The sequence below is a fragment of the Streptomyces sp. NBC_00210 genome (genome assembly GCF_045160975.1).
Lineage (GTDB): Bacteria > Actinomycetota > Actinomycetes > Streptomycetales > Streptomycetaceae > Streptomyces.
The window spans coordinates 2,449,352-2,474,830 of the sequence record NZ_CP108120.1 but is presented as its reverse complement, the minus strand read 5'-3'; the positions used below and the strand labels follow the sequence as shown (position 1 = coordinate 2,474,830).

Here is a 25,479-nt window from a genome sequence, read left to right as displayed (position 1 = left end):
AGAACGGCTCAAGGCAACGCATGCCCCAGCACACCTCCGGGTCTGACCGCGCGGCAGTGCCCCCCGCTGCCCGTGGCACCGTGCGGCCCCCCGCTCCCTCGTCGCTGGACGAGTTGTGGCGGTCGTACAAGGCCACGGGTGACGAGCGGCTGCGAGAGCAGTTGATCCTTCACTATTCGCCGCTGGTGAAGTACGTCGCGGGCCGGGTGAGCGTGGGTCTTCCGTCCAATGTTGAACAAGCGGACTTCGTCTCCTCCGGGGTCTTCGGACTCATTGACGCCATCGAGAAGTTCGACATCGACCGGTCGATCAAGTTCGAGACGTACGCGATCACCCGGATCCGCGGCGCGATGATCGACGAACTCCGTGCGCTGGACTGGATCCCACGCTCCGTGCGGCAGAAGGCCAGGGCCGTGGAGCGGGCCTATGCCACGCTGGAGGCGCAGTTGCGGCGTACGCCCTCGGAGTGCGAGGTCGCCCAGGAGATGGGGATCGCGGTCGACGAACTGCACGCGGTTTTCAGCCAGTTGTCGCTGGCGAACGTTGTGGCCCTGGAAGAGCTGCTGCATGTCGGCGGCGAGGGCGGCGACCGGCTCAGCCTGATGGACACGCTCGAGGACACCGCCGCCGACAACCCCGTCGAGGTGGCCGAGGACCGGGAGCTGCGCCGGCTGCTCGCCCGCGCCATCAACACCCTGCCGGAGCGCGAGAAGACCGTCGTCACCCTCTACTACTACGAGGGCCTGACCCTCGCCGAGATCGGCAACGTCCTCGGCGTCACGGAGAGCAGGGTCAGCCAGATCCACACAAAGTCGGTGCTCCAGTTGCGGGCGAAGCTGGCAGACGTCGGGCGCTGACGCCGAATCGTGCCTGCCTCAACCACGTCATCCGTACAGTGGAGGCGTGCCAAGGATTCGAGCGGCCTCCGTGGCCGAGCACCGGACGATGCAGCGCGGCGCCCTGCTGGACGCCGCGCGCTCCCTGCTGTCCGAGGGCGGCACGGAGGCGCTGACCTTCCCCGCCCTCGCCGAGCGTACGGGCCTGGCCAGGTCCTCCGTCTACGAGTACTTCCGCTCGCGCGCCGCGGTCGTCGAAGAGCTCTGCGCGGTCGACTTCCCCGTCTGGGCGGCGGAGGTCGAGGTGGCGATGCAGATGGCGGACACGGCCGAGGGCAAGGTCGAGGCGTACGTACGCAAGCAGCTGGAGCTCGTCCGGGACCGGCGCCACCGGGCTGTCGTCGCGATCTCCGCCAGTGAGCTGGACGCCGGGGCACGGGAGAAGATCCGTGCCGCGCACGGCGGGCTGATCGCGATGATCGTGGAGGCGCTGGGCGAGCTGGGCCAGGACCAGCCCCGGCTGGCGGCGATGCTGCTCCAGGGCGTGGTGGACGCGGCGGTGCGACGCATCGAACTCGGCGCGGCCGAGGACCCGTCGGCGATCGCGGACACGGCCGTGGCCATGGCGCTCCGAGGCGTCCGCGCCTGACCCCGCGGCCCGCCGCGCCCCGTCGGTGCCGCGCACCGCACCCCTGCCGTTCCCCTCGATCCGGCGTACGCCGGGGCGGATGCGTGCCTTGCGGCGCCGGGGCCGCCGCGTCCCGTGCGCGGCGGAGTCCACGGTGAGCCACAGCGGTCGGGAGCAGGAGCAGTGCCGCGAACAGCACTCCTCCCGCGCTCGCGAGTGCCGGAGCGCGGGCCGGGGCGAGTACCGGAGCGCGGGCCGGCTCCAGCGGCGGGACGCCGAAGACCGGCAGCAGACGGGACGGCGCGCGGTGCAGCAGCCAGGGCGGTAGCAAGGAGAGCGGGTCCAGATAATCCGCCCCGCGCAGCAGACCCCAGTGCAGGCACCCCGAGGCACAGTGCGAAGGACCGGGCTCGACGGTTGCCACCACCTGGCCCGCGCTCACATCCGCGCCCACGGGGAGCAGCGGGCGGACGGGTTCGTACGTCGTGCGCAGCGGTGGGTCACCCGTACCGGTGAGGGTCAGCGTGAGCACCCCGCGGCCGGCGACCGGGCCCGCGAAGGAGACCCGGCCCGGCGCGGGCGCCCGCACCGCCGTGCCTGGCGGTGCGGCAAGATCCACTCCGCGGTGGCCGGGACCGTACGCCGAATCGGGCGGCTCCCAGCCTCGTACGACGACCGGGCGGGGCGGCCCCACGGGCCAGCTGCGGTCGGCTGAGTCGTCGGCCCGGGCGGGGGCCGTACTCGCCCAGAGCAGGGACAGCAGCAGAGCCGGCAGCAGGGACAGGAGCAGCGGCAGATTCAGGGACAGAACCAGGGACAGCGACAGAGAGCGAAGTCGGCGGTACATGCACAGACCGTCCCGCACGACCCCGCACCCGAGTGGATCATGGTCCCGATCTGTGGAGTACCGACCAGTTGTGGACAGCGCCGTCACCCGACACCGCGCCGGTCCCGTACACTTCTTCTGGCGATCCGGGTCACCGGGTCGACTTCGCACGCCCCGCCACCACATCCTCTTCAGGTCGGTGGCCGCGCTCCTCGGTCCCTTGTGGCACGGCGCGTCGGGGCGTCAGGACATAACCGAGAATCCAAGGAGATACGGCCATGGCCGTCGTCACGATGCGGGAGCTGCTGGAAAGCGGCGTCCACTTCGGTCACCAGACCCGTCGTTGGAACCCGAAGATGAAGCGCTTCATCTTCACGGAGCGCAACGGCATCTACATCATCGACCTGCTCCAGTCGCTGTCGTACATCGACCGCGCCTACGAGTTCGTCAAGGAGACCGTCGCCCACGGCGGCTCCATCATGTTCGTCGGCACCAAGAAGCAGGCCCAGGAGGCCATCGCCGAGCAGGCGACGCGCGTTGGTATGCCGTACGTCAACCAGCGTTGGCTGGGCGGCATGCTCACCAACTTCTCCACCGTCTACAAGCGCCTTCAGCGTCTGAAGGAGCTCGAGCAGATCGACTTCGAGGATGTGGCCGCGTCCGGCCTCACCAAGAAGGAGCTCCTGGTCCTCTCCCGCGAGAAGGCCAAGCTGGAGAAGACCCTCGGTGGTATCCGCGAGATGCAGAAGGTGCCGAGCGCCGTCTGGATCGTCGACACCAAGAAGGAGCACATCGCCGTCGGTGAGGCGCGCAAGCTCCACATCCCGGTCGTCGCGATCCTGGACACCAACTGCGACCCCGACGAGGTCGACTACAAGATCCCGGGCAACGACGACGCGATCCGCTCCGTCACCCTGCTCACCCGCGTGATCGCCGACGCCGTCGCCGAGGGCCTCATCGCCCGTTCCGGCGTCGCCACCGGTGACTCCAAGCCGGGCGAGAAGGCCGCCGGCGAGCCGCTCGCCGAGTGGGAGCGCGACCTCCTCGAGGGCGAGAAGAAGGCCGACGACGCCGAGGCTCCGGCCGCCGCCGAGGCCGAGAAGCCGGCCGAAGCCGCTGCTGAGGCTCCGGCTGCTGAGGCTCCGGCCGCTGAGGCCCCGGCTGCCGAGGCGCCGGCCGCGGACGCCGAGCAGGCCTGACCTCACAGGTTCGGTAGTTGACGGCGGGGGACGGTGCCACAAGCACCGGCCCCCGTCGCTCACCCGTAGATCTTCGACTTTCGACTTTCGAGAGAGATTCAAAGGACATGGCGAACTACACCGCCGCTGACGTCAAGAAGCTCCGCGAGCTCACCGGCGCCGGCATGATGGACTGCAAGAAGGCGCTCGACGAGGCCGAGGGCAACGTCGACAAGGCCGTCGAGGCTCTGCGCATCAAGGGCCAGAAGGGCGTCGCCAAGCGCGAGGGCCGCTCCGCCGAGAACGGCGCCGTCGTCTCCCTGATCGCCGACGACAACACCTCCGGTGTCATCCTCGAGCTGAAGTGCGAGACGGACTTCGTCGCCAAGGGTGAGAAGTTCCAGGCCGTCGCCGGTGCGCTCGCCGCGCACGTCGCCGCGACCTCTCCGGCCGACCTCGACGCGCTGCTCGCCTCCGAGATCGAGGCCGGCAAGACCGTCCAGGCTTACGTCGACGAGGCCAACGCCAACCTCGGCGAGAAGATCGTCCTGGACCGCTTCGCGCAGTTCTCCGGTGCCTATGTCACGGCGTACATGCACCGCACCATGCCTGACCTCCCGCCGCAGATCGGTGTCCTTGTCGAGCTCGACAAGGAGAACGCCGAGGTCGCCAAGGGTGTCGCGCAGCACATCGCCGCCTTCGCGCCGAAGTACCTCTCCCGCGAGGACGTCCCGGCCGAGGTCGTCGAGACCGAGCGCCGCGTCGCCGAGGAGACCACGCGCGCCGAGGGCAAGCCCGAGGCCGCCCTCCCGAAGATCGTCGAGGGGCGTGTCAACGGCTTCTTCAAGGAGGCCACGCTCCTTGGCCAGCCGTACGCGCTCGACAACAAGAAGTCCGTCCAGCAGATCCTGGACGAGGCCGGTGTCAGCCTGAAGCGCTTCGCGCGCATCAAGGTCGGCATCTGAGCCGGTACGCGATCGACGCCGGAGCCCGCTAGGGTTCCTTACGCAGTCGCCGGTCGCGCTCGCACCGGACGACCGCAGATCTGACGAGGAGGCCATTGCCGACAGGGACAACAAACACCCCACGGCAATGGCCTTCTTCGTATGTGCACGAGGAGATCCCCATGAACAAGGGCGCGGACGCCAATCAGGCTGCCGACGACAAGAGCGACCACGACGCCAAGAACGCCGGGCGCTTCATGCTGAAGCTGTCCGGTGAGGCCTTCGCCGGCGGCGGCGGCCTCGGCGTCGACCCCGACGTCGTACACGCCATCGCGCGCGAGATCGCCGCGGTGGTCCGCGACGGCGCTCAGATCGCGGTCGTCATCGGCGGCGGCAACTTCTTCCGCGGGGCCGAGCTCCAGCAGCGCGGGATGGACCGGGCCCGCTCGGACTACATGGGCATGCTCGGTACGGTGATGAACTGCCTCGCCCTCCAGGACTTCCTGGAGAAGGAAGGCATCGACTCCCGCGTCCAGACCGCCATCACGATGGGGCAGGTCGCGGAGCCGTACATCCCGCTGCGTGCGGTACGGCACCTGGAGAAGGGCCGGGTCGTCATCTTCGGCGCCGGTATGGGGATGCCGTACTTCTCCACCGACACCACCGCGGCGCAGCGCGCCCTGGAGATCGACGCCGAGGCCCTGCTGATGGGCAAGAACGGCGTCGACGGGGTCTACGACTCCGACCCCAAGACCAACCCGGACGCGGTGAAGTTCGACGCGCTGGAGTACGGCGAGGTGCTCTCCCGCAACCTCAAGGTCGCCGACGCCACCGCCATCACGCTCTGCCGCGACAACGCTCTTCCGATCCTCGTCTTCGAACTGCTCACCGAGGGCAATATCGCTCGGGCCGTCAAGGGTGAGAAGATCGGCACGCTCGTGAGCGACCAGGGCACCAGGGCCTGACCCGGGGGTCGTCCCTCGAGGGATGGACAAAGTCCTGCCGGTCGGACACCGTGCAGGGAAGACGCGACGCAGGTTCCGCCGGCCCAGTCGAACGCCGGGCCTACTCAAGACACGCAGGAGCAAGTGGTGATCGAAGAGACCCTCCTCGAGGCCGAGGAGAAGATGGAGAAGGCCGTCCTGGTCGCCAAGGATGACTTCGCCGCGATCCGCACCGGACGTGCGCACCCGGCGATGTTCAACAAGATCGTGGCGGACTACTACGGTGCGCTGACCCCGATCAACCAGCTGGCCTCGTTCTCGGTACCCGAGGCGCGGATGGCCGTGGTGACACCGTTCGACAAGAGCGCGCTGCGCAATATCGAGCAGGCGATCCGTGACTCCGACCTCGGCGTCAACCCGAGCAACGACGGCAATATCATCCGGGTGGTCTTCCCGGAGCTGACGCAGGACCGCCGCAAGGAGTTCATCAAGGTCGCCAAGACCAAGGCCGAGGACTCCAAGATCTCGATCCGCTCCGTGCGCCGCAAGGCCAAGGAGACGATCGACAAGTTCATCAAGGACGGCGAGGTCGGCGAGGACGAGGGCCGCCGCGCCGAGAAGGAGCTCGACGACACCACCGCGAAGTACGTCTCGCAGGTGGACGAGCTGCTCAAGCACAAGGAAGCCGAGCTGCTCGAGGTCTGATGAACGACTCTTCCTGGGGGGCCCCGCCGAGAGCCGGTTACTGGGGGCCGCCCGACCAGGGGCCTGCCCCGGCGGGTCCCGCATACGATGAGCATGACGCACAGCAGACTCGGCCCATGCCCATCGTGCCGGACTTTCCCGACGCAGGTAGAGACGCCGAAGACCGTAACGACCGCGACCAGAGCAGCGATCGCGACCGGGGGGCCGCTCGGCTGAGTGGCCCCCTGTTCCGCGACGAGATTCCGCAGGAGCCCATGCCCACCCCGCCGCCGGCGTCCGAGCCGCCGCAGAAGAAGCGGGCGGGCCGTGATCTGCGCGCGGCCATAGGGGTCGGCGTCGGGCTCGGCGTGGTGATCGTGGCGTCCCTCTTCGTCGTCAAGGCCGTGTTCGTCGGCGTGATAGCGGTCGCCGTCGTGGTCGGCCTGTGGGAACTCACCTCGCGGCTCGAGGAGCGCAAACAGATCAAGGCCCCGCTGGTGCCGCTCGCGGTCGGCGGCGCGGCGATGGTGGTGGCCGGGTATGTGCGCGGTGCGGACGGCGCCTGGGTCGCAATGGCGCTCACGGCGCTCGCGGTGCTGGTCTGGCGGATGACGGAGCCCCCCGAGGGCTATCTCAAGGACGTCACGGCGGGCGTCTTCGCCGCGTTCTACGTTCCCTTCCTGGCGACGTTCGTCGCGATGATGCTCACCGCGGACGACGGGCCGCAGCGGGTGCTCACCTTCCTGGTGCTGACGGTGGTCAGTGACACGGGTGCGTACGCCGTCGGCTGGCGCTTCGGGAAGCACAAGCTGGCTCCGCGCATCAGTCCGGGGAAGACCAGGGAGGGTCTGCTCGGCGCCGTGGCGTTCGCGATGGTGGCGGGCGCGCTGTGCATGCAGTTCGTCATCGACGACGGCACCTGGTGGCAGGGCCTGCTGCTCGGCCTCGCGGTCGCGGTCAGCGCCACACTGGGCGACTTGGGCGAGTCGATGATCAAGCGGGACCTGGGCATCAAGGACATGGGCACGCTGCTGCCGGGGCATGGCGGCATCATGGACCGGCTGGACTCGCTGCTGCCCACGGCTCCGGTCGTATGGCTGCTGATGGTGATCTTCGTAGGCGGCGGCTGACCTGCGCGTTTATGCGTCAGGGGCTGGTTGTCCACAGGGCGGCCGGCCCCTCTTCGTATCTCTGCGACACTGGTAGGACCATGCCCAAGCCCGGAGAACTCACTTTCGTCGCGCCCCGCGGAGCCAAAAAGCCGCCGCGGCACCTCGCCGACCTCACACCCGCCGAGCGCAAGGACGCCGTCGCCGCGATCGGCGAGAAGCCGTTCCGCGCCAAGCAGCTCTCGCAGCACTACTTCGCGCGGTACGCCCACGACCCCGCCCAGTGGACCGACATCCCCGCCACCGCGCGCGAGAAGCTCGCCACTGAGCTGCTGCCCGATCTGATGTCCGTCGTACGGCACATCTCGTGCGACGACGACACCACCCGCAAGACCCTGTGGCGCCTGCACGACGGCACCCTCGTCGAGTCCGTGCTGATGCGTTACCCGGACCGGGTGACCATGTGCATCTCGTCGCAGGCCGGCTGCGGGATGAACTGTCCCTTCTGTGCCACCGGGCAGGCCGGGCTCGACCGCAATCTTTCGACCGCCGAGATTGTGCACCAGATCGTCGACGGCATGCGCGCCCTGCGCGACGGCGAGGTTCCGGGAGGCCCCGCGCGGCTGTCCAACATCGTCTTCATGGGCATGGGCGAGCCGCTCGCCAACTACAAGCGGGTCGTCGGCGCGGTCCGCCGGCTCACCGACCCCGAGCCCGACGGCCTCGGGCTCTCGCAGCGCGGGATCACCGTCTCCACCGTCGGCCTCGTGCCCGCGATGCTGCGCTTCGCCGACGAGGGCTTCAAATGCCGTCTCGCCGTCTCGCTGCACGCGCCGGACGACGAGCTGCGCGACACCCTGGTCCCGGTCAACACGCGCTGGAAGGTGCGGGAGGTGCTGGACGCCGCCTGGGAGTACGCGGAGAAGTCGGGCCGCCGTGTCTCCATCGAGTACGCGCTGATCAGGGATATCAACGATCAGGCATGGCGGGGCGATCTGCTGGGACGCATGCTCAAGGGCAGGCGGGTCCATGTGAACCTGATCCCGCTCAACCCGACGCCCGGTTCGAAGTGGACGGCATCCCGTCCCGAGGACGAGAAGGCGTTCGTGGAGGCCATCGCGGCCCACGGTGTGCCCGTGACCGTACGGGACACCCGTGGCCAGGAGATCGACGGAGCGTGCGGACAGCTGGCCGCCTCCGAGCGCTGACCTTGTAACCTGGCCTCGAAACATCTGCATATTCCGACAGGGGAGCGCCACAGCGCTGAGAGTGCGGTGCCAGTCACACCGCAGACCCTCTGAACCTTGCCCAGGTCATTCTGGGTAGGAAGTTCGGTCGTTACTCAAGCTGTTGCGCCCTGCCCGGATCCTGCCTCAGGACCGGGCAGGGCCGCGTCTCTTCCTGGTCATCTCCAGGAGGAATCTCAGTGAGCACCACCAAGAAGATCACGGTCACGGCGCTCGCCGCGGCCCTGGGCGTCAGTACGCTCGCGGCCTGCGGCAGCGAGCAGCCCAAGGGCTCCGCGTCCGACCGCCCGAAGCAGAAGACCGTGACGCTGGTCAGTCATGACTCGTTCGTCGCCTCCGCGTCCGTGCTGAAGCAGTTCACCAAGGAGACCGGCTACACGGTCAAGGTCCTCAAGAGCGGTGACGCGGGCGCCGCCCTGAACAAGGAGATCCTCACCAAGGGCTCTCCGCAGGGCGATGTCTTCTTCGGCGTCGACAACACCCTGCTCTCGCGCGCCCTCGACAACGGCTTGTTCACGCCCTACGAGGCCAAGGGCCTGGCCCAGGTGCCCGACGAGGTGCAGCTCGACAAGGACAAGCACCGCGTTACGCCTGTCGACACCGGCGACATCTGCGTCAACTACGACAAGAAGTACTTCGCGGACAAGAAGCTGGCCCCGCCGCAGTCCTTCGACGACCTGATCAAGCCCGAGTACAAGAACCTGCTGGTCACGGAGAATGTCGCGACCTCCTCGCCCGGTCTCGGCTTCCTGCTCGGCTCGGTCGGCAAGTACGGCGAGGACGGCTGGCAGGACTACTGGAAGAAGCTGAAGGCCAACGGCGTCAAGGTCGTCGACGGCTGGGAGCAGGCGTACAACGAGGAGTTCTCCGGCTCGGCGGGCGGCAAGAAGGCCAAGGCGGACCGGCCGCTGGTCGTCTCGTACGCATCCAGCCCGCCCGCCGAGGTGCTCTTCGCCAAGCCGCAGCCGGCCCAGGCGCCCACCGGCGTCTCGACCGGAACCTGCTTCCGCCAGACAGAGTTCGCCGGTCTCCTCAAGGGCGCCAAGAACGAGGAGGGCGGCAAGGCACTCCTGGACTTCCTGATCTCCAAGCAGTTCCAGGAGGACATGCCGCTCAACATGTTCGTCAACCCGGTGGTGAAGGGGGCGAAGGTGCCCGAGCTGTTCACCAAGTTCGGCGCGGTCGTCGACAAGCCGGAGACCGTCGCTCCCGACAAGATCGCCAAGAACCGTGAGCAGTGGGTCCAGTCATGGTCCTCGCTCGTAGTGAAGTAACGAAGTCCGTCCGCGGGAGCGCGCCGGGCGCGCTCCGCGGGAACGCGGCGCGGCTCGGGCTGATGGTCGTGCCCGTCGCGTTCTTCGCGGTCTTCTTCGCCTATCCCGTCAGCGCGATCGTCGGCCGCGGCCTCCAGATCGACGGAGTGTGGCAGTTCGGGCGGATCGGCGAGGTGATAGGCCGCGCCGACATCCAGCACGTGCTGTGGTTCACCACCTGGCAGGCGCTCGCCTCGACGGCGATCACCATGGTGATCGCGCTGCCCGGCGCGTATGTCTTCGCCCGCCTCGACTTTCCCTTCAAGCGGCTGCTGCGCGCGGTGGTCACCGTTCCGTTCGTGCTGCCGACCGTCGTCGTCGGCACGGCGTTCCTGGCGCTCCTCGGACGCGGCGGGCTGCTCGACGAGCTGTGGGGCATCAGGCTCGACACCACGGTGTGGGCGATTCTGCTCGCGCACGTCTTCTTCAACTACGCAGTGGTCGTACGGACCGTGGGCGGTCTGTGGTCGCAGCTCGACCCGCGGCAGGAGGAGGCCGCCCGGGTGCTCGGAGCCGGGCGCTTCGCCGCCTGGCGAAGGGTGACGCTGCCGGCGCTCGGGCCCGCCGTCGCCGCTGCCGCGCTGATGGTCTTCCTCTTCACCTTCACCTCCTTCGGCGTCGTACAGATCCTCGGCGGGCCGACCTTCGCCACGCTCGAGGTGGAGATCTACCGTCAGACCGCCCAACTGCTGGATCTGTCCACGGCGGCCGTGCTCTCCCTGCTGCAGTTCGCCGCGGTCGGAGCCATCCTCGCCGTGCACGCGTGGACGGTGCGGCGGCGGGAGAGCGCGCTGAAGCTGGTGGACCCGGCGGGGACCGCGCGGCGGCCGCGGGGCGCGGGCCAGTGGGCGCTGCTCGGCGGGGTACTCGCCACGATCCTGCTGCTGGTGCTCGTACCGCTCGGCGTCCTGGTCGAGCGCTCGCTCGACGGGCCCGGCGGCTACGGCTTCGGCTACTTCCGGGCGCTCACTTCCAGTGATGCGAGCGGCGGCACGTTCCTCGTACCGCCCATCGAGGCCGTGGCGAACTCGCTGGAGTACGCACTGGTCGCGACCGGCATCGCGCTGGCCGTCGGCGGACTCGCCGCGGCCGCGCTCACGCGGAAGGCCGGGCGGCTGGTGCGCGGCTTCGACGCACTGCTGATGCTGCCGCTCGGGGTGTCCGCCGTGACCGTCGGCTTCGGCTTTCTGATCACTCTCGACAAGCCGCCGCTCGATCTGCGGGCCTCGTGGATCCTGGTGCCGCTCGCCCAGGCGCTGGTCGGCGTCCCCTTCGTCGTACGCACGATGCTGCCCGTCCTGCGGGCGGTCGACGAACGGCTGCGCGAGGCCGCGGCGGTCCTCGGCGCGTCTCCGCTACGGGTGTGGCGGGAGGTCGACCTGCCGATGGTGCGACGGGCGCTGCTGGTCGCAGCGGGCTTCGCCTTCGCCGTGTCGCTGGGCGAGTTCGGCGCGACCGTCTTCATCGCCAGGCCCGACAATCCGACGCTGCCGGTCGCCGTGGCCCGTCTGCTCGGCCGTCCCGGTGAGCTCAACTACGGTCAGGCGATGGCCCTTTCGACCATCCTGATGGTCGTCTGCGCGGCCGCGCTGCTGCTGCTCGAACGTATCCGGCCCGACCGTTCAGGGGAGTTCTAAATGCTGATGCTGCAGGACGCGACCGTACGGTTCGGGGCAAGGGCGGCGCTCGACGCGGTGGATCTGGAGGTCGCCGACCACGAGATCGTGTGCGTGCTGGGACCCAGCGGCAGCGGCAAGTCCACGCTGCTGCGCGCCGTCGCCGGACTGCAGCGCCTGGACGGCGGCCGGGTGCTGCTCGGCGGCGCCGACCAGGCGGGAGTGAGCGTGCACCGGCGCGGAGTGGGCCTGATGTTCCAGGACCACCAGCTCTTCCCGCAGCGCGACGTGGGCGGAAATGTGGCCTTCGGACTCCGTATGCGCGGCATGGGCCGACGCGAACAGGCCGACCGCGTGGCCGAGTTGCTGGAGCTCGTCGGGCTGCCCGGCGCGCAGCGCCGGGCCGTGGCCTCGCTCTCCGGCGGCGAGCAGCAGCGGGTTGCGCTGGCCAGGGCGCTGGCGCCCGAGCCCCGGCTGCTGATGCTGGACGAGCCGCTCGGCCAGCTGGACCGAGGGCTGCGCGAACGCCTCGTCGTCGAACTGCGCGAGCTCTTCGGACGGTTGGGCACCACCGTCCTCGCCGTCACCCACGACCAGGGCGAGGCCTTCGCGCTCGCCGACCGGGTGGTCGTCATGCGCGACGGCCGGATCGCCCAGGCGGGCACACCGCTCGATGTCTGGCAACGGCCCGCCTCGGCATTCGTGGCGCGCTTCCTCGGCTTCGACAATGTGGTGGCGGCGACGGTGAGCGGCGCCGCGGCGGACACGGTGTGGGGCAAGATCCCGGTGCCGGACGATGCGCGGCAGGGCGAGTGCAAGGTGCTGGTCAGGCCCGCGGGCGTACGGGTCGGCGACGCCGCGGAGGGGCTGCCCTGCACGGTCGAAGGGCTTACGTTCCGGGGCAACCACGTCGCCGTACGGCTGCGGCCTGCCGACGGACCGCCGCTGGAGGCGGAGTGCTCCCTGCGTGACGCGCCGCTGGAAGGTGCGCTGGTCGGGGTGACCTTCGCCGCCGACGACGTGGTGGTGCTCGACTGACCCGCTTCAGGCAAGAGTCGGGGAGCAGTCAACAGTAAAGGGAACAGTCAACAGTCAGGGAACAGTGACGATGAGCAGCTGGCCGTGCGCGGTCAGGGGCTGGGCGTCGACCAGACTGCGCACCCAGCTGACGACGGCGTACCGCCCCGAGCGCATCGGCATCCGCAACGTCACCTCCCGTCCCGGCGAGAGCGGCGGAGTGCCGAGCGCACCCGCGAAGTCGAACGGCGGGATGCTCGTCCCACCCCTGAAGAACGCCACGATGTCCGCCTCGGTGACCGAGTCGTCGACGATGGGATAGAAGCGAGCCTCGTCGACGTGCTCGCGCATGGCATTCACATAGCGGAGGGGCTGCTCGGAAAGGACCCGGCCGCGCAGCGCGAAGCGCGGGGCACCGCCGTCGGATTCGAGGGCCGTCAGAGTGCCGCAGGGGCGCGGCGGCCCGCTGTCGGACTCGGGCGCCCGGACCGTGAGAAGACGTACGTACTCCGCTCCCGGCTCGGGGTTTCGGCCGAGCGCACCCGCGAAGTCCAGATACTCGAGTACGAGATAGCTTCCCGGCCTCAGTCGCAGCGTGAAGTCGGAGTCCGCGCCGGGGTGGGGAGCCGCCCCGCCCAACTGGTCGACGGTGGCCATCAGTTCCCGGGACGCCTGGATGACGGCCGCCGGTTCCTCGGCGGCGAACACCTGCCGCATCCGGGCACGGAACTCGGCCTCGGTCGCCCCGTCGCGCAGCTTGGCGACGCCGACGGTGCCGGTGCGGGGGCTGGTGGTCCGCACGCGGAAGGTCACGGCTCCCGCCCGGGCGGTCGCCGGGGACACGAACCCGTCCTCGCCGGTGATGATCTGCAGCGGACCGCGGTGCCGTTCGGGTTCGGATCCCTCCGGCAGCGTGGCCCCGGTGAGCGCCGCCACGCTCGCTGCCGCCCCGGCGGCTAATACTCCCCGTCTGTTCCACATCTGGATCCCCACCCCTTGGTTGGCGTACACACGCCGGTGTACACAGGCATCCAGTGAAGCCCCCTTCGGCCGGGGAAGGAAGGCCGCCACGGGGCGGGTCGGCGGGCCGGCTAGCGCGCGGTGGTGAGCTCCGGCTCGGCCTCCGGCTGAACCTCATCGCCGTGCGCCTCCGGCGCGCCGAACCAGGCCACCGCGACCGCGCCCGCCACCGCAAGTACGAAGCCGAGGATCGCGGCCCAGGCGAATCCGGGGCGCGAGGAGTCGCCCAGCCAGAGCACGCCGATCATGCCCGGCAGCACGGTCTCGCCGACCACGAGCGCGGCCGTCGCGCCGTTGACCGAGCCGATCTGCAGAGCGACCGTGTGCAGATACATGCCGCCGATACCGGCCACCAGGATCGCGTACAGCGCCGGGTCGCTCAGCAGAGCGCCCAGGTCGAAGGGGTCGATGCCGTTCAGCACGCGCACGCCGACCCCCAGCGCGCCGAAGCCGAGCCCCGACAGCAGACCGGCCAGAATCGCGGCCCTCGAACCCATGAGGCGTACGACGACGGTGCCGCCGGCCATCAGCAGCACGGCGATCGCGAGCAGCCACCAGTGCGTCGAGATCGGGGTGTCGCCGCTGCCCTCCGGGCCCGCCGCCGTGGCCAGCAGCACGAGCGAGGAGCAGACGACGGCGATGGACGCCCATTCGGGGCGGGTGAGGCGGATGCCGAGCATCCTGACGCTCAGTACGGCGGTGATCACCAGGTTGGCGCTGATGACGGTCTGGGACAGGAAGAGGGGGAGCAGCCGCGCGGCCAGCGCGCCCAGGCCGAAGCCGACGAAGTCCAAGATGGTGCCGACGATGAACTCCCAGGTCATCGCGGCCTTCGCGGTGGACGACAGGCTTGGGCCGCCGTGCTGGGTGACACCGGCGGCGGCTGCCTGCTGCCGGGCGGACCGGCGGGATCCGACGGCTTGCAGCACCGATCCTGTGCCGTAACAGATCGAGGCCGCGACAGCGGTCAGTAGGCCGATCAGCACCAAGGGCTCCGTTCACGTGGGGGCAGTGACTCTGCCGAACTGCCAGACGTGTGTGGAGGGCCGGAAGTTGCTTCAGCCGGCCGGTCAGTCGAGGCCCGCGAGGCGGCGCAGTGCGGCGGGGGCCTCGTCGACCGACTCGACGAGCGCGATACGGGACTCCATCGGGCGGCCGGCCGCGAGGGACTGCAGCAGCGGCCAGGTGGGGAGCGAGTCCGTCCAGTGGGCGCGGTTGACGAGGACCATGGGGGTCGGTTCGCCGCGGGACTCGTAGTAGTTCGGGGTCGCGTTGTCGAAGATCTCCTGGACCGTGCCGGCGGCGCCGGGCAGGAAAATCACGCCCGCATTGGAGCGGGCGAGGAGGCCGTCCTCGCGGGTGGCGTTCGCGAAGTACTTGGCTATGTGGCCGGCGAAGGCGTTCGGCGGCTCGTGCCCGTAGAACCAGGTGGGGATGCCGACGGAGTCGCCGCCGCCGGGCCAGCGGCCTCGTATCTCGAAGGCGGCATTGGCCCAGTCGGAGATGGAGGGGGCGAACGAGGGGGCCTTGGCGAGGAGTTCGAGCGCCTCGTCCAGCATCTCGTCGGGGTGCGGGGCGGCGTAGGCGCCGAGGTTGGCGGCCTCCATGGCGCCGGGGCCGCCGCCGGTCGCGACGGTGAACCCGTCCCGGGCGAGCACCCGGCCGAGGCGGGCGGCACCGGCGTAGGCGTCCGTGCCGCGGGCCATGGCGTGCCCGCCCATCACGCCCACGACGCGGGCGCCGACGAGGAGTTCGTCGAGGGCGTCGGACACGGCGTCGTCGTGGATCGAGCGCAGCATCGAGGCGAAGATGTCGCCGTCGGCCTTGGTCTGCTGGAACCAGTCGTAGGCGAGGGCGTCGGGGGTGGCGTCGTAGCCGCCGGTGGAGAGGCCTTCGAAGAGCTCGTCGGGCGAGTAGAGGAGCCCGCGGTACGGGTCGAAGGGCAGATCGGGGATGGGCGGAAAGACGAGCGCACCGTCGGCCCTGACCTTGGCGGCGGCGTCGGGCTGCATACGGCAGCCGAGGAAGACGGCTCCGGTGGTGTCGGTGGCGAGGAGCGCGAAGGTGCGCTCGGTGAGGTCGACGGACTGGACGCGGTGTCCGGCGAGGGATTGGGTGGAGACGACGTGATCGAACTCGTCGAGGGTTTCGATCTCGCGGTCGGGGGTGGGGTGCGGCATGCGGTCACGATAGGGGGTGCGGGTGGTGCAGATGGTGCGGGGGGTGCGGGGACCGTTCCGCCCCCGCCCGTCCCCGAAACCGGGGCAGGGCCCGGCGTATCGCTAACGGGAGAGCGGGATCGCGGCCACCGCGGCCACCGCCCATGTCAGGGGGGCGAACGCCGCCAGCAAGGTGGCCGCTCGCAGGGCCGCCGCGCTGCGGAGGGTGACTGCGGGGGTGCCAAGGTGGCGGAGGGCGGCCGTCGTTGGGGCGCGGGACTGTCGCGATTCGAGGGCCGAGACCAGCAGCGTCGCCGTTGTGCAGGCCATGACCAGTGCCGCGCCGAGCGTCGTCAGGGGGCCCAGGGGGTCGGGGGGCGTCCCGTCGTACACGGAGGTTGCCGCGATCGCGCCCGAGGCCACCGCGCACACCACGCCCAGCGGACGGCCGATGCGGGTGGATTCCTCCATCAGGATCCGGCCCGCCAGAAGTCGGGTCGGGCCCGGCCGGAGGGACTGGAGGAGGCGGCCGCAGAGGCGGGTGATGCCCGGGCCTGCCAGGGCCAGGCCCAGGGCGGTCAGGGTCCAGCCCGTCAGCACGCCCGCCGGGTTGCCGTCGAACTCGCCGGGAAGAGGGAGCGGCGAGCCCGGGCCACCGCGGCTCGCGTACGTCTCGGCCGCCAGGCCCGCGGCCATCAGGGCGACCCCCCACGGCAGCCCGGTCGGCGCAGGTGCCGGCGCGTCCGGGGGCGCAGTGGTGCGGCGCGGGCGCAGGGCCAGCGCCGCGGCCACCGAGGCCAGCAGCGGCACCGGAGTGAGCAGGGTCAGCGCGGCCGCCAGCGGCAGCGGCTCGCCCGCGGCCAGCAGTTCGGCCGCTCCGTCGAACGGCAGCCCCGTCAGATCACCCCGCAGATACAGGAAGACCAGCAGCGCGACCATGCTGCCGAGCGTGCCGGAGACGGCCGTCGAGACGGCGGACAGCGCGGCGAGCCGGGCCGGCCCCAGGCCGACCGCCGAGAGCCCGGACCGTGGCCGGGTGCTCGGATCCGAACGCGCCACCGCCACCGCGAACTGCACCGTCGCGGCGAGCGGGATCAGACACCAGAGCAGCCGGAGTCCGGACGTGCCGGACTCGTCGGGATGGGACAGCGCGTACGTCAGCGTGCACAGCAGCAGGAAGCCGACACCCGCCGACGCCGCCGCCACCATCAGCCGGCGCAGCAGAACCAGCGGGTGTGAGCCCAGGGCTAGACGGAGAGCGAGCACTCGGCCCGCCCTTCCGTGCCCGCGTTCGCGAGCGAGTTGACGCGCCTGCCGTCCACGAGCGTGATCGAACGGTCCGCCAGCGCCGCCACCTCCCGGTCGTACGTGGCGAGCACAACGGTGATCCGGTGGGATCGGGCCGCGGCCGTCAGCGTGCGCAGCACCTGCACCCGGTCCGCGCGGTGCAGGGTCGCCGTCGGCTCGTCGGCGAACAGCACCGACGGCGTGGCGACGAGCGCCCGCGCCGTGGCGACCCGCTGCCGCTGCGCCTGGAGCAGCGCATGGGGCCGCATACGGGCGCACGCGCCGATGTCGAGCCGCTCCAGCCACTCCATCGCCGCGCTCTTCGCCGTGCGGCGCGAGGTCCCGCCCAGCAGCAGCGGCAGGGCCGCGTTCTCCCATGCCGTCAGCTCGGGTACCAGCGTCGGCTCGGGGTCGATCCAGCCGAAGCGGTCCCGTCGCAGCCGCTCGCGCGCGAGCGGCTTGAGCGTGTGCACGGGGGAGCTGTTGAACCAGACCTCGCCCTGCTGCGCGACGAGTTGACCGGAAAGGCACCGCAGCAGCGTGGTCTTGCCGCTGCCGCGTGCGCCTTGCACGGCAAGGATCTCGCCCTCCCGCACACCGAGCGACACACCGACGAGCGCGGGCGAGCCGCTGTAGGAGTGATGCAGGGAACGTGCCCAGAGCACATCGTTGTCCGGCGGGGCCACCATGGCGTACACCTCGGTTCTGATCAGATTTCCACTCCCCCCTTCGGGGGAACGAAGTCAGTGCCGATCGGTCACTCGGCACGCTAGGTATTCAGAACCGGGGTCGGAGGAAGCACACGGCCCGGGTCCGTCCCATCTCACTCGAATGGGCGTACCCGGGCCGTTAACGGCTGCAGGGACTGGGGGCTCTGCCGGCCTAGAGCTTTGTCCAGGCCTCCGTCAGCACTGTCCGCAGGATGTGCTCGATCTCGTCGAACGTCGACTGGTCGGCGATCAACGGCGGCGCCAGCTGCACGACCGGGTCACCGCGGTCGTCAGCCCGGCAGTACAGGCCGTTCTCGTACAGCGCCTTGGAGAGGAAGCCGTAGAGCACGCGCTCGGTCTCCTCGTCCGTGAAGGACTCCTTGGTGGCCTTGTCCTTGACCAGCTCGATGCCGTAGAAGAAGCCGTTTCCGCGGACGTCGCCGACGATCGGCAGGTCGTGCAGCTTCTGCAGCGTGGAGAGGAAGTTGCCCTCGTTGTCCAGGACGTGCTGGTTGAGGCCCTCCTTCTCGAAGATGTCGAGGTTGGCCAGGCCGACCGCCGCGGAGACCGGGTGGCCGCCGAAGGTGTAGCCGTGCAGGAAGGTGTTGTCGCCCTTGTAGAACGGCTCGGCGAGGCGGTCGGAGACGATGCACGCGCCGATCGGGGAGTAGCCCGAAGTCATGCCCTTGGCGCAGGTGATCATGTCAGGTACGTAGCCGAACTTGTCGCAGGCGAACGTCGTGCCGAGCCGGCCGAAGGCGCAGATGACCTCGTCCGAGACGAGCAGCACGTCGTACTGGTCGCAGATCTCCCGGACCCGCTGGAAGTACCCGGGCGGCGGCGGGAAGCAGCCGCCGGCGTTCTGCACCGGCTCGAGGAAGACCGCGGCGACGGTCTCGGGGCCCTCGAAGAGGATCTGCTGCTCGATCTGGTCGGCGGCCCAGCGGCCGAAGGCCTCCGGGTCGTCGCCGTGGATCGGCGCACGGTAGATGTTGGTGTTCGGCACCTTGTGCGCGCCGGGGACCAGCGGCTCGAACGGCGCCTTGAGGGCGGGCAGACCGGTGATCGACAGGGCGCCCTGCGGGGTGCCGTGGTAGGCGACCGCGCGGGAGATCACCTTGTACTTGGTGTGCTTGCCCTGCAGCTTGAAGTACTGCTTCGCCAGCTTCCAGGCGGTCTCGACCGCCTCGCCGCCGCCGGTGGTGAAGAAGACCTTGTTGAGGTCGCCCGGGGCGAGGTGGGCGAGCCGCTCGGCAAGCTCCACGGCCTTCGGGTGCGCGTAGGACCACACGGGGAAGAAGGCGAGCTCCTGCGCCTGCTTGAACGCGGCCTCGGCGAGCTCGACGCGGCCGTGGCCGGCGTTGACCACGAAGAGGCCGGCGAGACCGTCGAGGTACCGCTTGCCCTTGTCGTCGTAGATGTAGGTGCCCTCACCGCGGACGATGGTGGGGACGGGGGCGTTCTCGTACGACGACATGCGGGTGAAGTGCATCCACAGGTGGTCGTAGGCGGTCTGGGAGAGGTCCTTGCTCACGGCTATCGGGTTCCCCACATATAGGTCTGCTTCTTGAGCTTGAGGTAGACGAAGCTCTCGGTGGACCGGACGCCGGGGAGCGCACGGATCCGCTTGTTGATCACTTCGAGAAGGTGGTCGTCGTCCTCGCAGACGATCTCCACCATCAGGTCGAAGGAGCCCGCGGTCATCACCACGTACTCGCACTCGGCCATGGCGGTGAGCGCATCGGCGACCGGGTCGACGTCACCCTCGACCCTGATGCCGACCATTGCCTGGCGCCTGAGACCCACGGTGAGCGGGTCCGTGACGGCGACGATCTGCATCACGCCCTGATCCAGCAGCTTCTGGACGCGCTGTCGTACGGCTGCCTCGGAAAGGCCGACGGCCTTTCCTATGGCGGCGTACGGACGGCGCCCGTCCTCCTGGAGCTGTTCGATGATCGCTAGGGAGACGGCGTCGATCGTCGGGGACGATCCGTTCGCGTTCCTGGAGTCTGCGCTACGACTGGCCACGTGCTCACTTTGCACGGGACTCCTCTGTCTGGCAACCCCTGATCAATGAAATTCGTTGTTCTGAGCTGCGAATCTCACTGAATCCGAAGTTGGCGAGGGTCGGGGCTGTCGAAAGCGTCACCATAGAGATTAGGCTGGTATCTCACCCATCGGACATCTGACAGGAGGGGTGGCAACAGTGACCACCGAGCTGCGTCGTCTGCGCAACTACATCAACGGGGAGTTCCGAGACGCCGCCGACGGCCAGACCCTCGACGTCGTCAACCCGGCCACGGGTGACGTCTACGCCACATCGCCGCTCTCCGGCCAGGCCGACGTCGACGCCGCCATGGACGCTGCCGCGGCCGCCTTCCCCGGCTGGCGCGACACCACCCCGGCCGAGCGCCAGAAGGTGCTGCTGAAGATCGCGGACGCCCTGGAGGAGCGGGCCGAGGACCTGATCGCGGCCGAGTCGGAGAACACCGGCAAGCCGCTGGAGCTGACCCGCACCGAAGAGATCCCGCCGATGGTGGACCAGATCCGCTTCTTCGCCGGTGCGGCGCGGATGCTCGAGGGCCGTTCGGCCGGCGAGTACATGGAGGGCATGACGTCGATCGTCCGTCGCGAGCCGGTCGGCGTCTGTGCGCAGGTCGCGCCGTGGAACTACCCGATGATGATGGCGGTGTGGAAGTTCGCGCCTGCGCTGGCGGCGGGCAACACCGTTGTACTGAAGCCGTCCGACACGACCCCCGCGTCGACCGTCCTGATGGCCGAGATCATCGGCGCGATCGTGCCCAAGGGCGTATTCAACGTCATCTGCGGCGACCGTGAGACCGGCCGCGCGATGGTCGAGCACCCGACGCCGGCGATGGCGTCCATCACCGGTTCCGTACGGGCGGGCATCCAGGTCGCCGCGTCCGCGGCCAAGGACGTCAAGCGCGTCCACCTGGAGCTGGGCGGCAAGGCCCCGGTCGTCGTCTTCGAGGACACGGACATCGAGAAGGCCGTCGAAGACATCGCGGTCGCGGGCTACTTCAACGCCGGCCAGGACTGTACGGCCGCGACCCGCGTCCTTGTCCACGAGTCGATCCACGACGAGTTCGTGGCGGCGCTGGCGAAGGCCGCCACGGACACCAAGACGGGTGCGCCGGACGACGCCGATGTGCTGTACGGCCCGCTGAACAACGCCAATCAGCTGGCGCAGGTGACCGGGTTCATCGAGCGGCTCCCGGCGCACGCCAAGGTCGAGGCGGGCGGCCACCGGGTCGGCGCGAAGGGGTACTTCTACGCTCCGACCGTCGTCTCCGGCCTCAAGCAGGACGACGAGATCATCCAGAACGAGGTCTTCGGCCCGGTCATCACGGTCCAGTCGTTCACGAACGAGGCGCAGGCGCTCGAGTGGGCGAACGGAGTGGAGTACGCGCTGGCGTCGTCGGTGTGGACCAAGGACCACGGGCGTGCGATGCGGATGTCCAAGTCGCTGGACTTCGGCTGTGTGTGGATCAACACGCACATCCCGCTGGTGGCCGAGATGCCGCACGGCGGGTTCAAGAAGTCGGGTTACGGGAAGGACCTGTCGGCGTACGGGTTCGACGACTACACGCGGATCAAGCACGTGATGACGTCGCTGGACGCGTAATCCTTTGCGGGGTGGGGGAGTTTCCCCCACCCCGCCCCTTCCCGAAACCGGGGCTGCGCCCGCGGACCCCCGGGGCGCAGAAACTGGGGGCGTACGCCCCCGCGGCCCGGGGGGCGCCAGCTTCGCGGCACTTGCGCACGCCTGGTGTTGGTTCGCGTGCTCCCGCGCCTGGGGTTGTCGGTTTCGCCGCCGCAAGGCGCGCCTTGCGGCGCCCGCTTCGCGCGCGCTTCTCCACCCCGCGCGCTGGCGCGCGGGGTGGGTGTTGGTTACGCGCTCCCGCGCCTGGGGCTGTCGCTTCGCGGCCCGCGCTCGCCCATTGGGTGACGGCTCCGAGGCGCCCCTGGCAGCGCTTGCGCAGGCCCGCGCCGGGCTCATCGCAGTGGTGTCCGGTGCAACGCCAGCAGCAGGCGCCAGATCTGGGACGCCATCAGTTCCGCAGGCGCGTCGATCTTTCCGTGCAGCCAGTCCGCCAGGACGCCCGCGAAGGTCGCTGCCACCGCCGAGGCGATCAGAGGCGCGGCGGGCGCACCCGCCAACTCGCGTTCCTTGCGGCTGCGGTCACGCAGTTCGCGGTGGAGCAGTTCGCCCAGCGGGCCGCTGCCGCCCTCGCGCAGCAGGGTCCGGTAGAGCGCGGCATGCGGGGCGAGTTCGGTGAAGAAGGCCGTCAGAGCGGGCGGCGGAGCGGCCGGGTCCGGGGTGCCGCGCCAGGCGTGCAGGGCGTCCACCGCGTTCCGTACGACCTCCGCGCAGGCGTCGACCGCCAGTGCCCCGAGGTCCGGGTAGTGCAGATAGAACGTGGCCCGGCCGAGCCCCGCCCTGCGTACGAGCGCTGCGACGCTCACCTCTTCGAGGGGGCGCTCCGCGCACTCGGCGAGCAGAGCCTCGCGCAGCCGCGCCCGGGTGCGTTCCGTGCGGGGGTCGCTCATCCCGCCACCAGCACGGCCGCCAGCGCGAGCGCCCCCGGCAGCGCCTGCGCCACCAGGATGCGCCGGTTCGCGGTGAAGCCGCCGTAGAGGCCCGCGATGACCACGCAGCTGGTGAAGAAGACCTGCACCCGGTACCCCGTCGGGTCCGCGGCGATCAGGCCCCAGACCAGGCCGGCCGCGAGAAAGCCGTTGTACAGCCCCTGGTTGGCGGCGAGCGGGGCGGTCGCGCGGGCCATCTCGGCGTCGAAGCCGGAGAGGCCGCGGCCCGGCTTGCGCTCCCACAGGAACATCTCCAGAACCAGGATGTAGGCGTGCAGCGCGGCCACCACGCCGACCAGGACATTCGCCGTTGTGTTCATCGTCAATCCCCAAGTTTATAGACAGCTGTCCAGTAAGTATAGACATATGTCCATGATCGACAGTGTGTCGCCCGCGGTGCGCAGCGGTCGACGCAGCGTCCATTGCCGCCCGCGTACGCCGCCCGGCATCCTTCGGACGTGCCAGCGATACGGATGAACCCCATGTCACGGCGGTCCCTGCTGCTCGGCCTCGCCGTCGGCGCCGCGCTCACCGGATGCGGGGTGCCCGCGGCGTACGTACAGCCCGAGGACCGCGCCCGGCACGACGACTCCGAGCGCGACAGAAGCCTCGACTTCGCCAACTGGCCGCTCTACATCGACACCGACGACGACAACGCCGCCGAGCGGCCCACCCTCAACGCCTTCACCGAGCGCACCGGGATCTCCGTCCGCTACACCGAGGAGATCAACGACAACGACGAGTTCTTCGGGAAGATCAGCCCCGCCCTGATGAACCATCAGGAGACCGGCCGCGATCTGGTCGTCGTCAGCGACTGGATGGCGGCCCGTTTCGTACGACTGGGCTGGGTGCAGGAGATGGACCGGGCCAAGCAGCCCAATGTCGCCAAGTACCTCGACCCGCAGCTGCGCACCCCCGCCTTCGACAACGGGCGGCTGCACAGCGTCCCCTGGCAGTCGGGGATCACCGGCATCGCGTACAACCGAAAGGAACTCGGCCGCGAGATCAGGCACACCCGCGAGCTGTGGGCGGACGATCTGCGCGGCCGGGTCACGCTGCTGTCCGGGCTCGACGAGTCCTTTGCGCTGCTGATGCAGGGCAATGGCGTCGACGTCACCCGCTGGACCGCCGACGACTTCCACACCATGTGCGACCAGGTCGAGCGGCTGGTGAAGGCCAAGCACATCAGACGCTTCACCGGCAACGACTACATCAAGGACCTCTCCACCGGCGATGTGCTTGCCTGTCAGGCGTACTCCGGCGATGTCATCCAGCTCCAGGCCGACAACCCGGACATCGAGTTCGTCGTGCCCGAGGAGGGCGGGGAGCTGTGGGCGGAGAGCCTGATGATCCCCAACCTCGCCCGCCACAAGCACAACGCCGAGGCGCTCGTCGACCACTACTACCAGCCGGAGGTCGCGGCCGAGCTGGCGAGCTGGGTCAACTACGTCTGCCCGGTGCCGGCCGCCCGTGACGTCCTGGCCTCGTCGAAGGACGAGGAGACGGCCGCGCTCGCCGAGGACCCGCTGATCTTCCCCGACGACGAGATGCGGGGGCGCCTCGCGATCGCGCGCGACATCACCTCGAAGGAGCGCACGCCCTTCGCAAAGCGGTGGAACGCGATCGTCGGGCTGTAGCAGACTCGTGATCATGAGCGATGATCACGTGAACTCCGCGGTGACGTACGGTCTGTTCGCCGCCTGGCTGCTGCACGACGCCGAAGAGCCGGCGGCCGGTCCGCGCTGGATACGGGAGACGTACGGGGCCGTGGAGTTGTCAGGGTGATCCCTGGGGGTCAGGGCTTGCGGCCCACCGCGCCGAACTGCGCCACCTGGGGGAACTCGCCCTCGGTCGCCGGATCGTGACGCCAGCGGGCGCATGACACGATTCCCGGCTCCAGGACCTGAAGACCGTCCAGGAACGAGGCGAACTCCGCGCGGCTGCGGGCCGTGATCGGCGGCGTGGCGTTCTCGTTCCAGAACCGCATCGCCGCGGCATTGCCCTCGCCGCCCAGCTCCAGCGTCGGATGGGTGAGCACCAGATAGCTGCCGGAGGGTACGGCGTCCAGCAGCTGCCGCACGATCGACCGGGCCTCGTCGGTGTCCAGTACGAAGTTCAGGATGCCCAGCATCATCACTGCCACCGGCTGCTTCAGATCCAGCAGCGGCTCGGCGGCGGCAAGGATCCGGTCCGGGTAGTGGGCGTCCGCGTCGATGTACTCGGTCGCGCCCTCCGGGGAACCGGTGAGCAGGGCGCGCGCGTGCGCCAGCACGATCGGGTCGTTGTCGACATAGGCGATCCGCGCGTCGGGGGCTATCTGCTGAGCCACGTCGTGGGTGTTCTCGACCGTGGGCAGGCCGGTGCCGATGTCCAGGTACTGCCGTACACCGGCCTCGGCGGTCAGATGGCGCACGGCGCGGCCCAGGAACGCCCGGTCCGCGCGTGCCACCTCGCCGATGCTCGGGTAGAGGCTGGTGACGTGGTCGCCCACCGCGCGGTCGACCGCGTAGTTGTCCTTGCCGCCCAGCCAGTGGTTCCAGACTCTGGCGTTGTGGGCTACGTCGGTGCGGATCCTGTCGGTCACTTCTGCTCCTCGGCCGGTGGCATGCGGCCCATCATGCCGGACCGATCAAGAGCCTCTGCCGCGAGGGGAATTCAGACAGGAGCGGAGCGCAGAACGGCGGCGTGCAGCACGTCGACGCGGTTGGTGGTGATCGCGTCCACGCCGTACCCGATCAGTCGGCGCATGGAGCGCCGGGTGTCCACCGTCCAGGCCGAGACGAGCATCCCGTCCTTGTGGACACGGTCCGTCAGGTCCGCGCCGAGCAGCCCGAACCGGTAGTTGAGCCAGCGCGGCCGCACCGCTTCGAGCAGCGCGGGGCGCGGCGGGGCCGACGTCGTCCAGGTCATCGCGATCTCGGCCGAGGGATCGGCGGCGCGCACCGCGAGCATGGTGGTCGCGCCCGCGCAGTAGTACACGCGCTCGCCCGCGCCGTGCTCGCGGACGGTGCCGACGACCGTCCGTACCGATTCCTCCGTGGCACCCGGCAGATCGATCATCAGTCGGTGCGCCCCGACCGCGAGCAGCGCATCGCGCAGTGTCGGCACCCCGCCGCCGGTCAGCTCCGCCACCTCGGCGTGAGTGAGCCGGGCGAGCGGCCGGTCGTGGCCCCACAGCCGTTTCAGCGAGTCGTCGTGCAGCAGCACGGGCACGCCGTCACGGGTGAGGCGTACATCGATCTCCACCGCGTCCGCGCCCCGCTCGATCGCCGAGCGGAGCGAGGGAAGGGTGTTCTCGCGGACGCGGTACGGATCGCCGCGATGGGCCACGACACTGACGGTGCGCATGT

Annotated in this window: 26 protein-coding genes, 1 pseudogene and 1 riboswitch; of the genes and pseudogenes, 15 read left to right on the top strand and 12 right to left on the bottom strand. The window is 69.8% G+C overall.

All coding sequences use genetic code 11. The features are described from left to right. Positions 1 to 20 precede the first annotated feature (20 nt). The 3 genes from whiG (at position 21) to OG729_RS11015 (ending at position 1,792) form a co-directional block, all read left to right on the top strand. A complete protein-coding gene (gene whiG, locus OG729_RS11025) occupies positions 21 to 857 on the top strand; it encodes an RNA polymerase sigma factor WhiG (RefSeq protein WP_360875295.1) in 837 nt (278 codons plus the stop codon). 70 nt (positions 858 to 927) lie between these two features. Continuing rightward, complete coding sequence (locus OG729_RS11020) at positions 928 to 1,485, top strand: helix-turn-helix domain-containing protein (protein WP_360875444.1); 558 nt, start codon at positions 928 to 930, stop codon at positions 1,483 to 1,485. 133 nt (positions 1,486 to 1,618) lie between these two features. After that, positions 1,619 to 1,792: a hypothetical protein gene (locus tag OG729_RS11015; protein ID WP_405805780.1), complete on the top strand. Its 174-nt coding sequence runs from the start codon at positions 1,619 to 1,621 to the stop codon at positions 1,790 to 1,792. Here the strand turns inward: OG729_RS11015 and OG729_RS11010 are convergent. Next, a pseudogene (locus OG729_RS11010) lies at positions 1,733 to 2,311 on the bottom strand (M23 family metallopeptidase); the annotation flags it as partial. The gene OG729_RS11015 and the pseudogene OG729_RS11010 sit on opposite strands and share 60 nt — an antisense overlap. A gap of 257 nt (positions 2,312 to 2,568) precedes the next feature. Between OG729_RS11010 and rpsB the strand changes: the two are divergent. From rpsB to OG729_RS10965, 9 genes are all read left to right on the top strand, one after another. Continuing rightward, on the top strand, positions 2,569 to 3,489 hold the full coding sequence (gene rpsB, locus OG729_RS11005; protein WP_404723805.1) for a 30S ribosomal protein S2: 921 nt from the start codon (positions 2,569 to 2,571) through the stop codon (positions 3,487 to 3,489). Positions 3,490 to 3,596: 107 nt separating this feature from the next. Then, positions 3,597 to 4,433, top strand: coding sequence for a translation elongation factor Ts (tsf, locus tag OG729_RS11000; protein ID WP_360875299.1), 837 nt, complete (start codon positions 3,597 to 3,599; stop codon positions 4,431 to 4,433). Between the two features lie 161 nt (positions 4,434 to 4,594). Beyond that, positions 4,595 to 5,377: a UMP kinase gene (gene pyrH / locus OG729_RS10995; protein ID WP_360875301.1), complete on the top strand. Its 783-nt coding sequence runs from the start codon at positions 4,595 to 4,597 to the stop codon at positions 5,375 to 5,377. Positions 5,378 to 5,503: 126 nt separating this feature from the next. Next, positions 5,504 to 6,061, top strand: a complete 558-nt coding sequence (gene frr, locus OG729_RS10990) for a ribosome recycling factor (protein WP_360875303.1) — start codon at positions 5,504 to 5,506, stop codon at positions 6,059 to 6,061. After that, the gene (locus OG729_RS10985) at positions 6,061 to 7,170 is read left to right on the top strand and encodes a phosphatidate cytidylyltransferase (RefSeq protein WP_405805779.1); all 1,110 of its coding nucleotides are present in this window, start codon (positions 6,061 to 6,063) and stop codon (positions 7,168 to 7,170) included. Before frr ends, OG729_RS10985 begins: the two co-directional genes overlap by 1 nt. 80 nt (positions 7,171 to 7,250) lie before the next feature. Beyond that, the gene (rlmN, locus tag OG729_RS10980; RefSeq protein WP_360875313.1) at positions 7,251 to 8,357 is read left to right on the top strand and encodes a 23S rRNA (adenine(2503)-C(2))-methyltransferase RlmN; all 1,107 of its coding nucleotides are present in this window, start codon (positions 7,251 to 7,253) and stop codon (positions 8,355 to 8,357) included. Between the two features lie 28 nt (positions 8,358 to 8,385). Further along, a riboswitch (TPP riboswitch) is annotated at positions 8,386 to 8,496 on the top strand. A gap of 79 nt (positions 8,497 to 8,575) precedes the next feature. Next, positions 8,576 to 9,670 (top strand): thiamine ABC transporter substrate binding subunit, encoded by a 1,095-nt coding sequence (locus OG729_RS10975; protein WP_405805778.1) that lies wholly within the window; start codon positions 8,576 to 8,578, stop codon positions 9,668 to 9,670. A gap of 62 nt (positions 9,671 to 9,732) precedes the next feature. After that, on the top strand, positions 9,733 to 11,346 hold the full coding sequence (locus OG729_RS10970) for an ABC transporter permease (RefSeq protein ID WP_405811105.1): 1,614 nt from the start codon (positions 9,733 to 9,735) through the stop codon (positions 11,344 to 11,346). Beyond that, positions 11,347 to 12,363: an ABC transporter ATP-binding protein gene (locus tag OG729_RS10965; RefSeq protein ID WP_405805777.1), complete on the top strand. Its 1,017-nt coding sequence runs from the start codon at positions 11,347 to 11,349 to the stop codon at positions 12,361 to 12,363. It begins immediately after the preceding gene. Between the two features lie 54 nt (positions 12,364 to 12,417). Here the strand turns inward: OG729_RS10965 and OG729_RS10960 are convergent, their stop codons facing one another. From OG729_RS10960 to OG729_RS10930, 7 genes are all read right to left on the bottom strand, one after another. After that, positions 12,418 to 13,323: a hypothetical protein gene (locus tag OG729_RS10960; RefSeq protein ID WP_405805775.1), complete on the bottom strand. Its 906-nt coding sequence runs from the start codon at positions 13,321 to 13,323 to the stop codon at positions 12,418 to 12,420. 110 nt (positions 13,324 to 13,433) lie between these two features. Continuing rightward, complete coding sequence (locus OG729_RS10955; protein WP_405805774.1) at positions 13,434 to 14,348, bottom strand: hypothetical protein; 915 nt, start codon at positions 14,346 to 14,348, stop codon at positions 13,434 to 13,436. 84 nt (positions 14,349 to 14,432) lie between these two features. Beyond that, the gene (locus tag OG729_RS10950) at positions 14,433 to 15,542 is read right to left on the bottom strand and encodes an LOG family protein (protein ID WP_360875323.1); all 1,110 of its coding nucleotides are present in this window, start codon (positions 15,540 to 15,542) and stop codon (positions 14,433 to 14,435) included. 102 nt (positions 15,543 to 15,644) lie between these two features. Continuing rightward, on the bottom strand, positions 15,645 to 16,787 hold the full coding sequence (locus OG729_RS10945) for a hypothetical protein (protein WP_405805772.1): 1,143 nt from the start codon (positions 16,785 to 16,787) through the stop codon (positions 15,645 to 15,647). Then, positions 16,769 to 17,497 carry an ATP-binding cassette domain-containing protein gene (locus OG729_RS10940; protein WP_360875327.1) on the bottom strand — a complete coding sequence of 243 codons (729 nt, stop codon included), beginning with the start codon at positions 17,495 to 17,497 and terminating at the stop codon, positions 16,769 to 16,771. Before OG729_RS10940 ends, OG729_RS10945 begins: the two co-directional genes overlap by 19 nt. 193 nt (positions 17,498 to 17,690) lie before the next feature. Next, on the bottom strand, positions 17,691 to 19,070 hold the full coding sequence (locus OG729_RS10935) for an aspartate aminotransferase family protein (protein ID WP_360875329.1): 1,380 nt from the start codon (positions 19,068 to 19,070) through the stop codon (positions 17,691 to 17,693). After that, positions 19,055 to 19,561 carry an Lrp/AsnC family transcriptional regulator gene (locus OG729_RS10930; RefSeq protein WP_360875331.1) on the bottom strand — a complete coding sequence of 169 codons (507 nt, stop codon included), beginning with the start codon at positions 19,559 to 19,561 and terminating at the stop codon, positions 19,055 to 19,057. The genes OG729_RS10935 and OG729_RS10930 overlap by 16 nt, the downstream gene beginning before the upstream one ends. A gap of 163 nt (positions 19,562 to 19,724) precedes the next feature. On the opposite strand from OG729_RS10930, the gene OG729_RS10925 reads away from it, so the two are divergent. Then, positions 19,725 to 21,164: a gamma-aminobutyraldehyde dehydrogenase gene (locus OG729_RS10925; RefSeq protein WP_360875448.1), complete on the top strand. Its 1,440-nt coding sequence runs from the start codon at positions 19,725 to 19,727 to the stop codon at positions 21,162 to 21,164. A 371-nt stretch (positions 21,165 to 21,535) separates the two neighbouring features. Here the strand turns inward: OG729_RS10925 and OG729_RS10920 are convergent, their stop codons facing one another. Together OG729_RS10920 and OG729_RS10915 are read right to left on the bottom strand one after the other, a co-directional pair. After that, positions 21,536 to 22,090: a TetR/AcrR family transcriptional regulator gene (locus OG729_RS10920; RefSeq protein WP_360875333.1), complete on the bottom strand. Its 555-nt coding sequence runs from the start codon at positions 22,088 to 22,090 to the stop codon at positions 21,536 to 21,538. Continuing rightward, positions 22,087 to 22,449: a DUF1304 domain-containing protein gene (locus OG729_RS10915; RefSeq protein ID WP_405811104.1), complete on the bottom strand. Its 363-nt coding sequence runs from the start codon at positions 22,447 to 22,449 to the stop codon at positions 22,087 to 22,089. The genes OG729_RS10920 and OG729_RS10915 overlap by 4 nt, the downstream gene beginning before the upstream one ends. Positions 22,450 to 22,611: 162 nt before the next feature. Here OG729_RS10915 and OG729_RS10910 point away from each other — a divergent pair, with 162 nt between their 5' ends. Beyond that, positions 22,612 to 23,766: a spermidine/putrescine ABC transporter substrate-binding protein gene (locus tag OG729_RS10910; RefSeq protein ID WP_360875336.1), complete on the top strand. Its 1,155-nt coding sequence runs from the start codon at positions 22,612 to 22,614 to the stop codon at positions 23,764 to 23,766. A 13-nt stretch (positions 23,767 to 23,779) separates the two neighbouring features. Then, positions 23,780 to 23,914: a hypothetical protein gene (locus tag OG729_RS10905; RefSeq protein ID WP_405805769.1), complete on the top strand. Its 135-nt coding sequence runs from the start codon at positions 23,780 to 23,782 to the stop codon at positions 23,912 to 23,914. Between the two features lie 10 nt (positions 23,915 to 23,924). On the opposite strand, the gene OG729_RS10900 is transcribed toward OG729_RS10905, so the two are convergent. Together OG729_RS10900 and OG729_RS10895 are read right to left on the bottom strand one after the other, a co-directional pair. Next, complete coding sequence (locus tag OG729_RS10900) at positions 23,925 to 24,713, bottom strand: SAM-dependent methyltransferase (protein WP_405805768.1); 789 nt, start codon at positions 24,711 to 24,713, stop codon at positions 23,925 to 23,927. Between the two features lie 71 nt (positions 24,714 to 24,784). Beyond that, on the bottom strand, positions 24,785 to 25,477 hold the full coding sequence (locus OG729_RS10895; protein ID WP_360875341.1) for a glycerophosphodiester phosphodiesterase: 693 nt from the start codon (positions 25,475 to 25,477) through the stop codon (positions 24,785 to 24,787). Positions 25,478 to 25,479 lie beyond the last annotated feature (2 nt).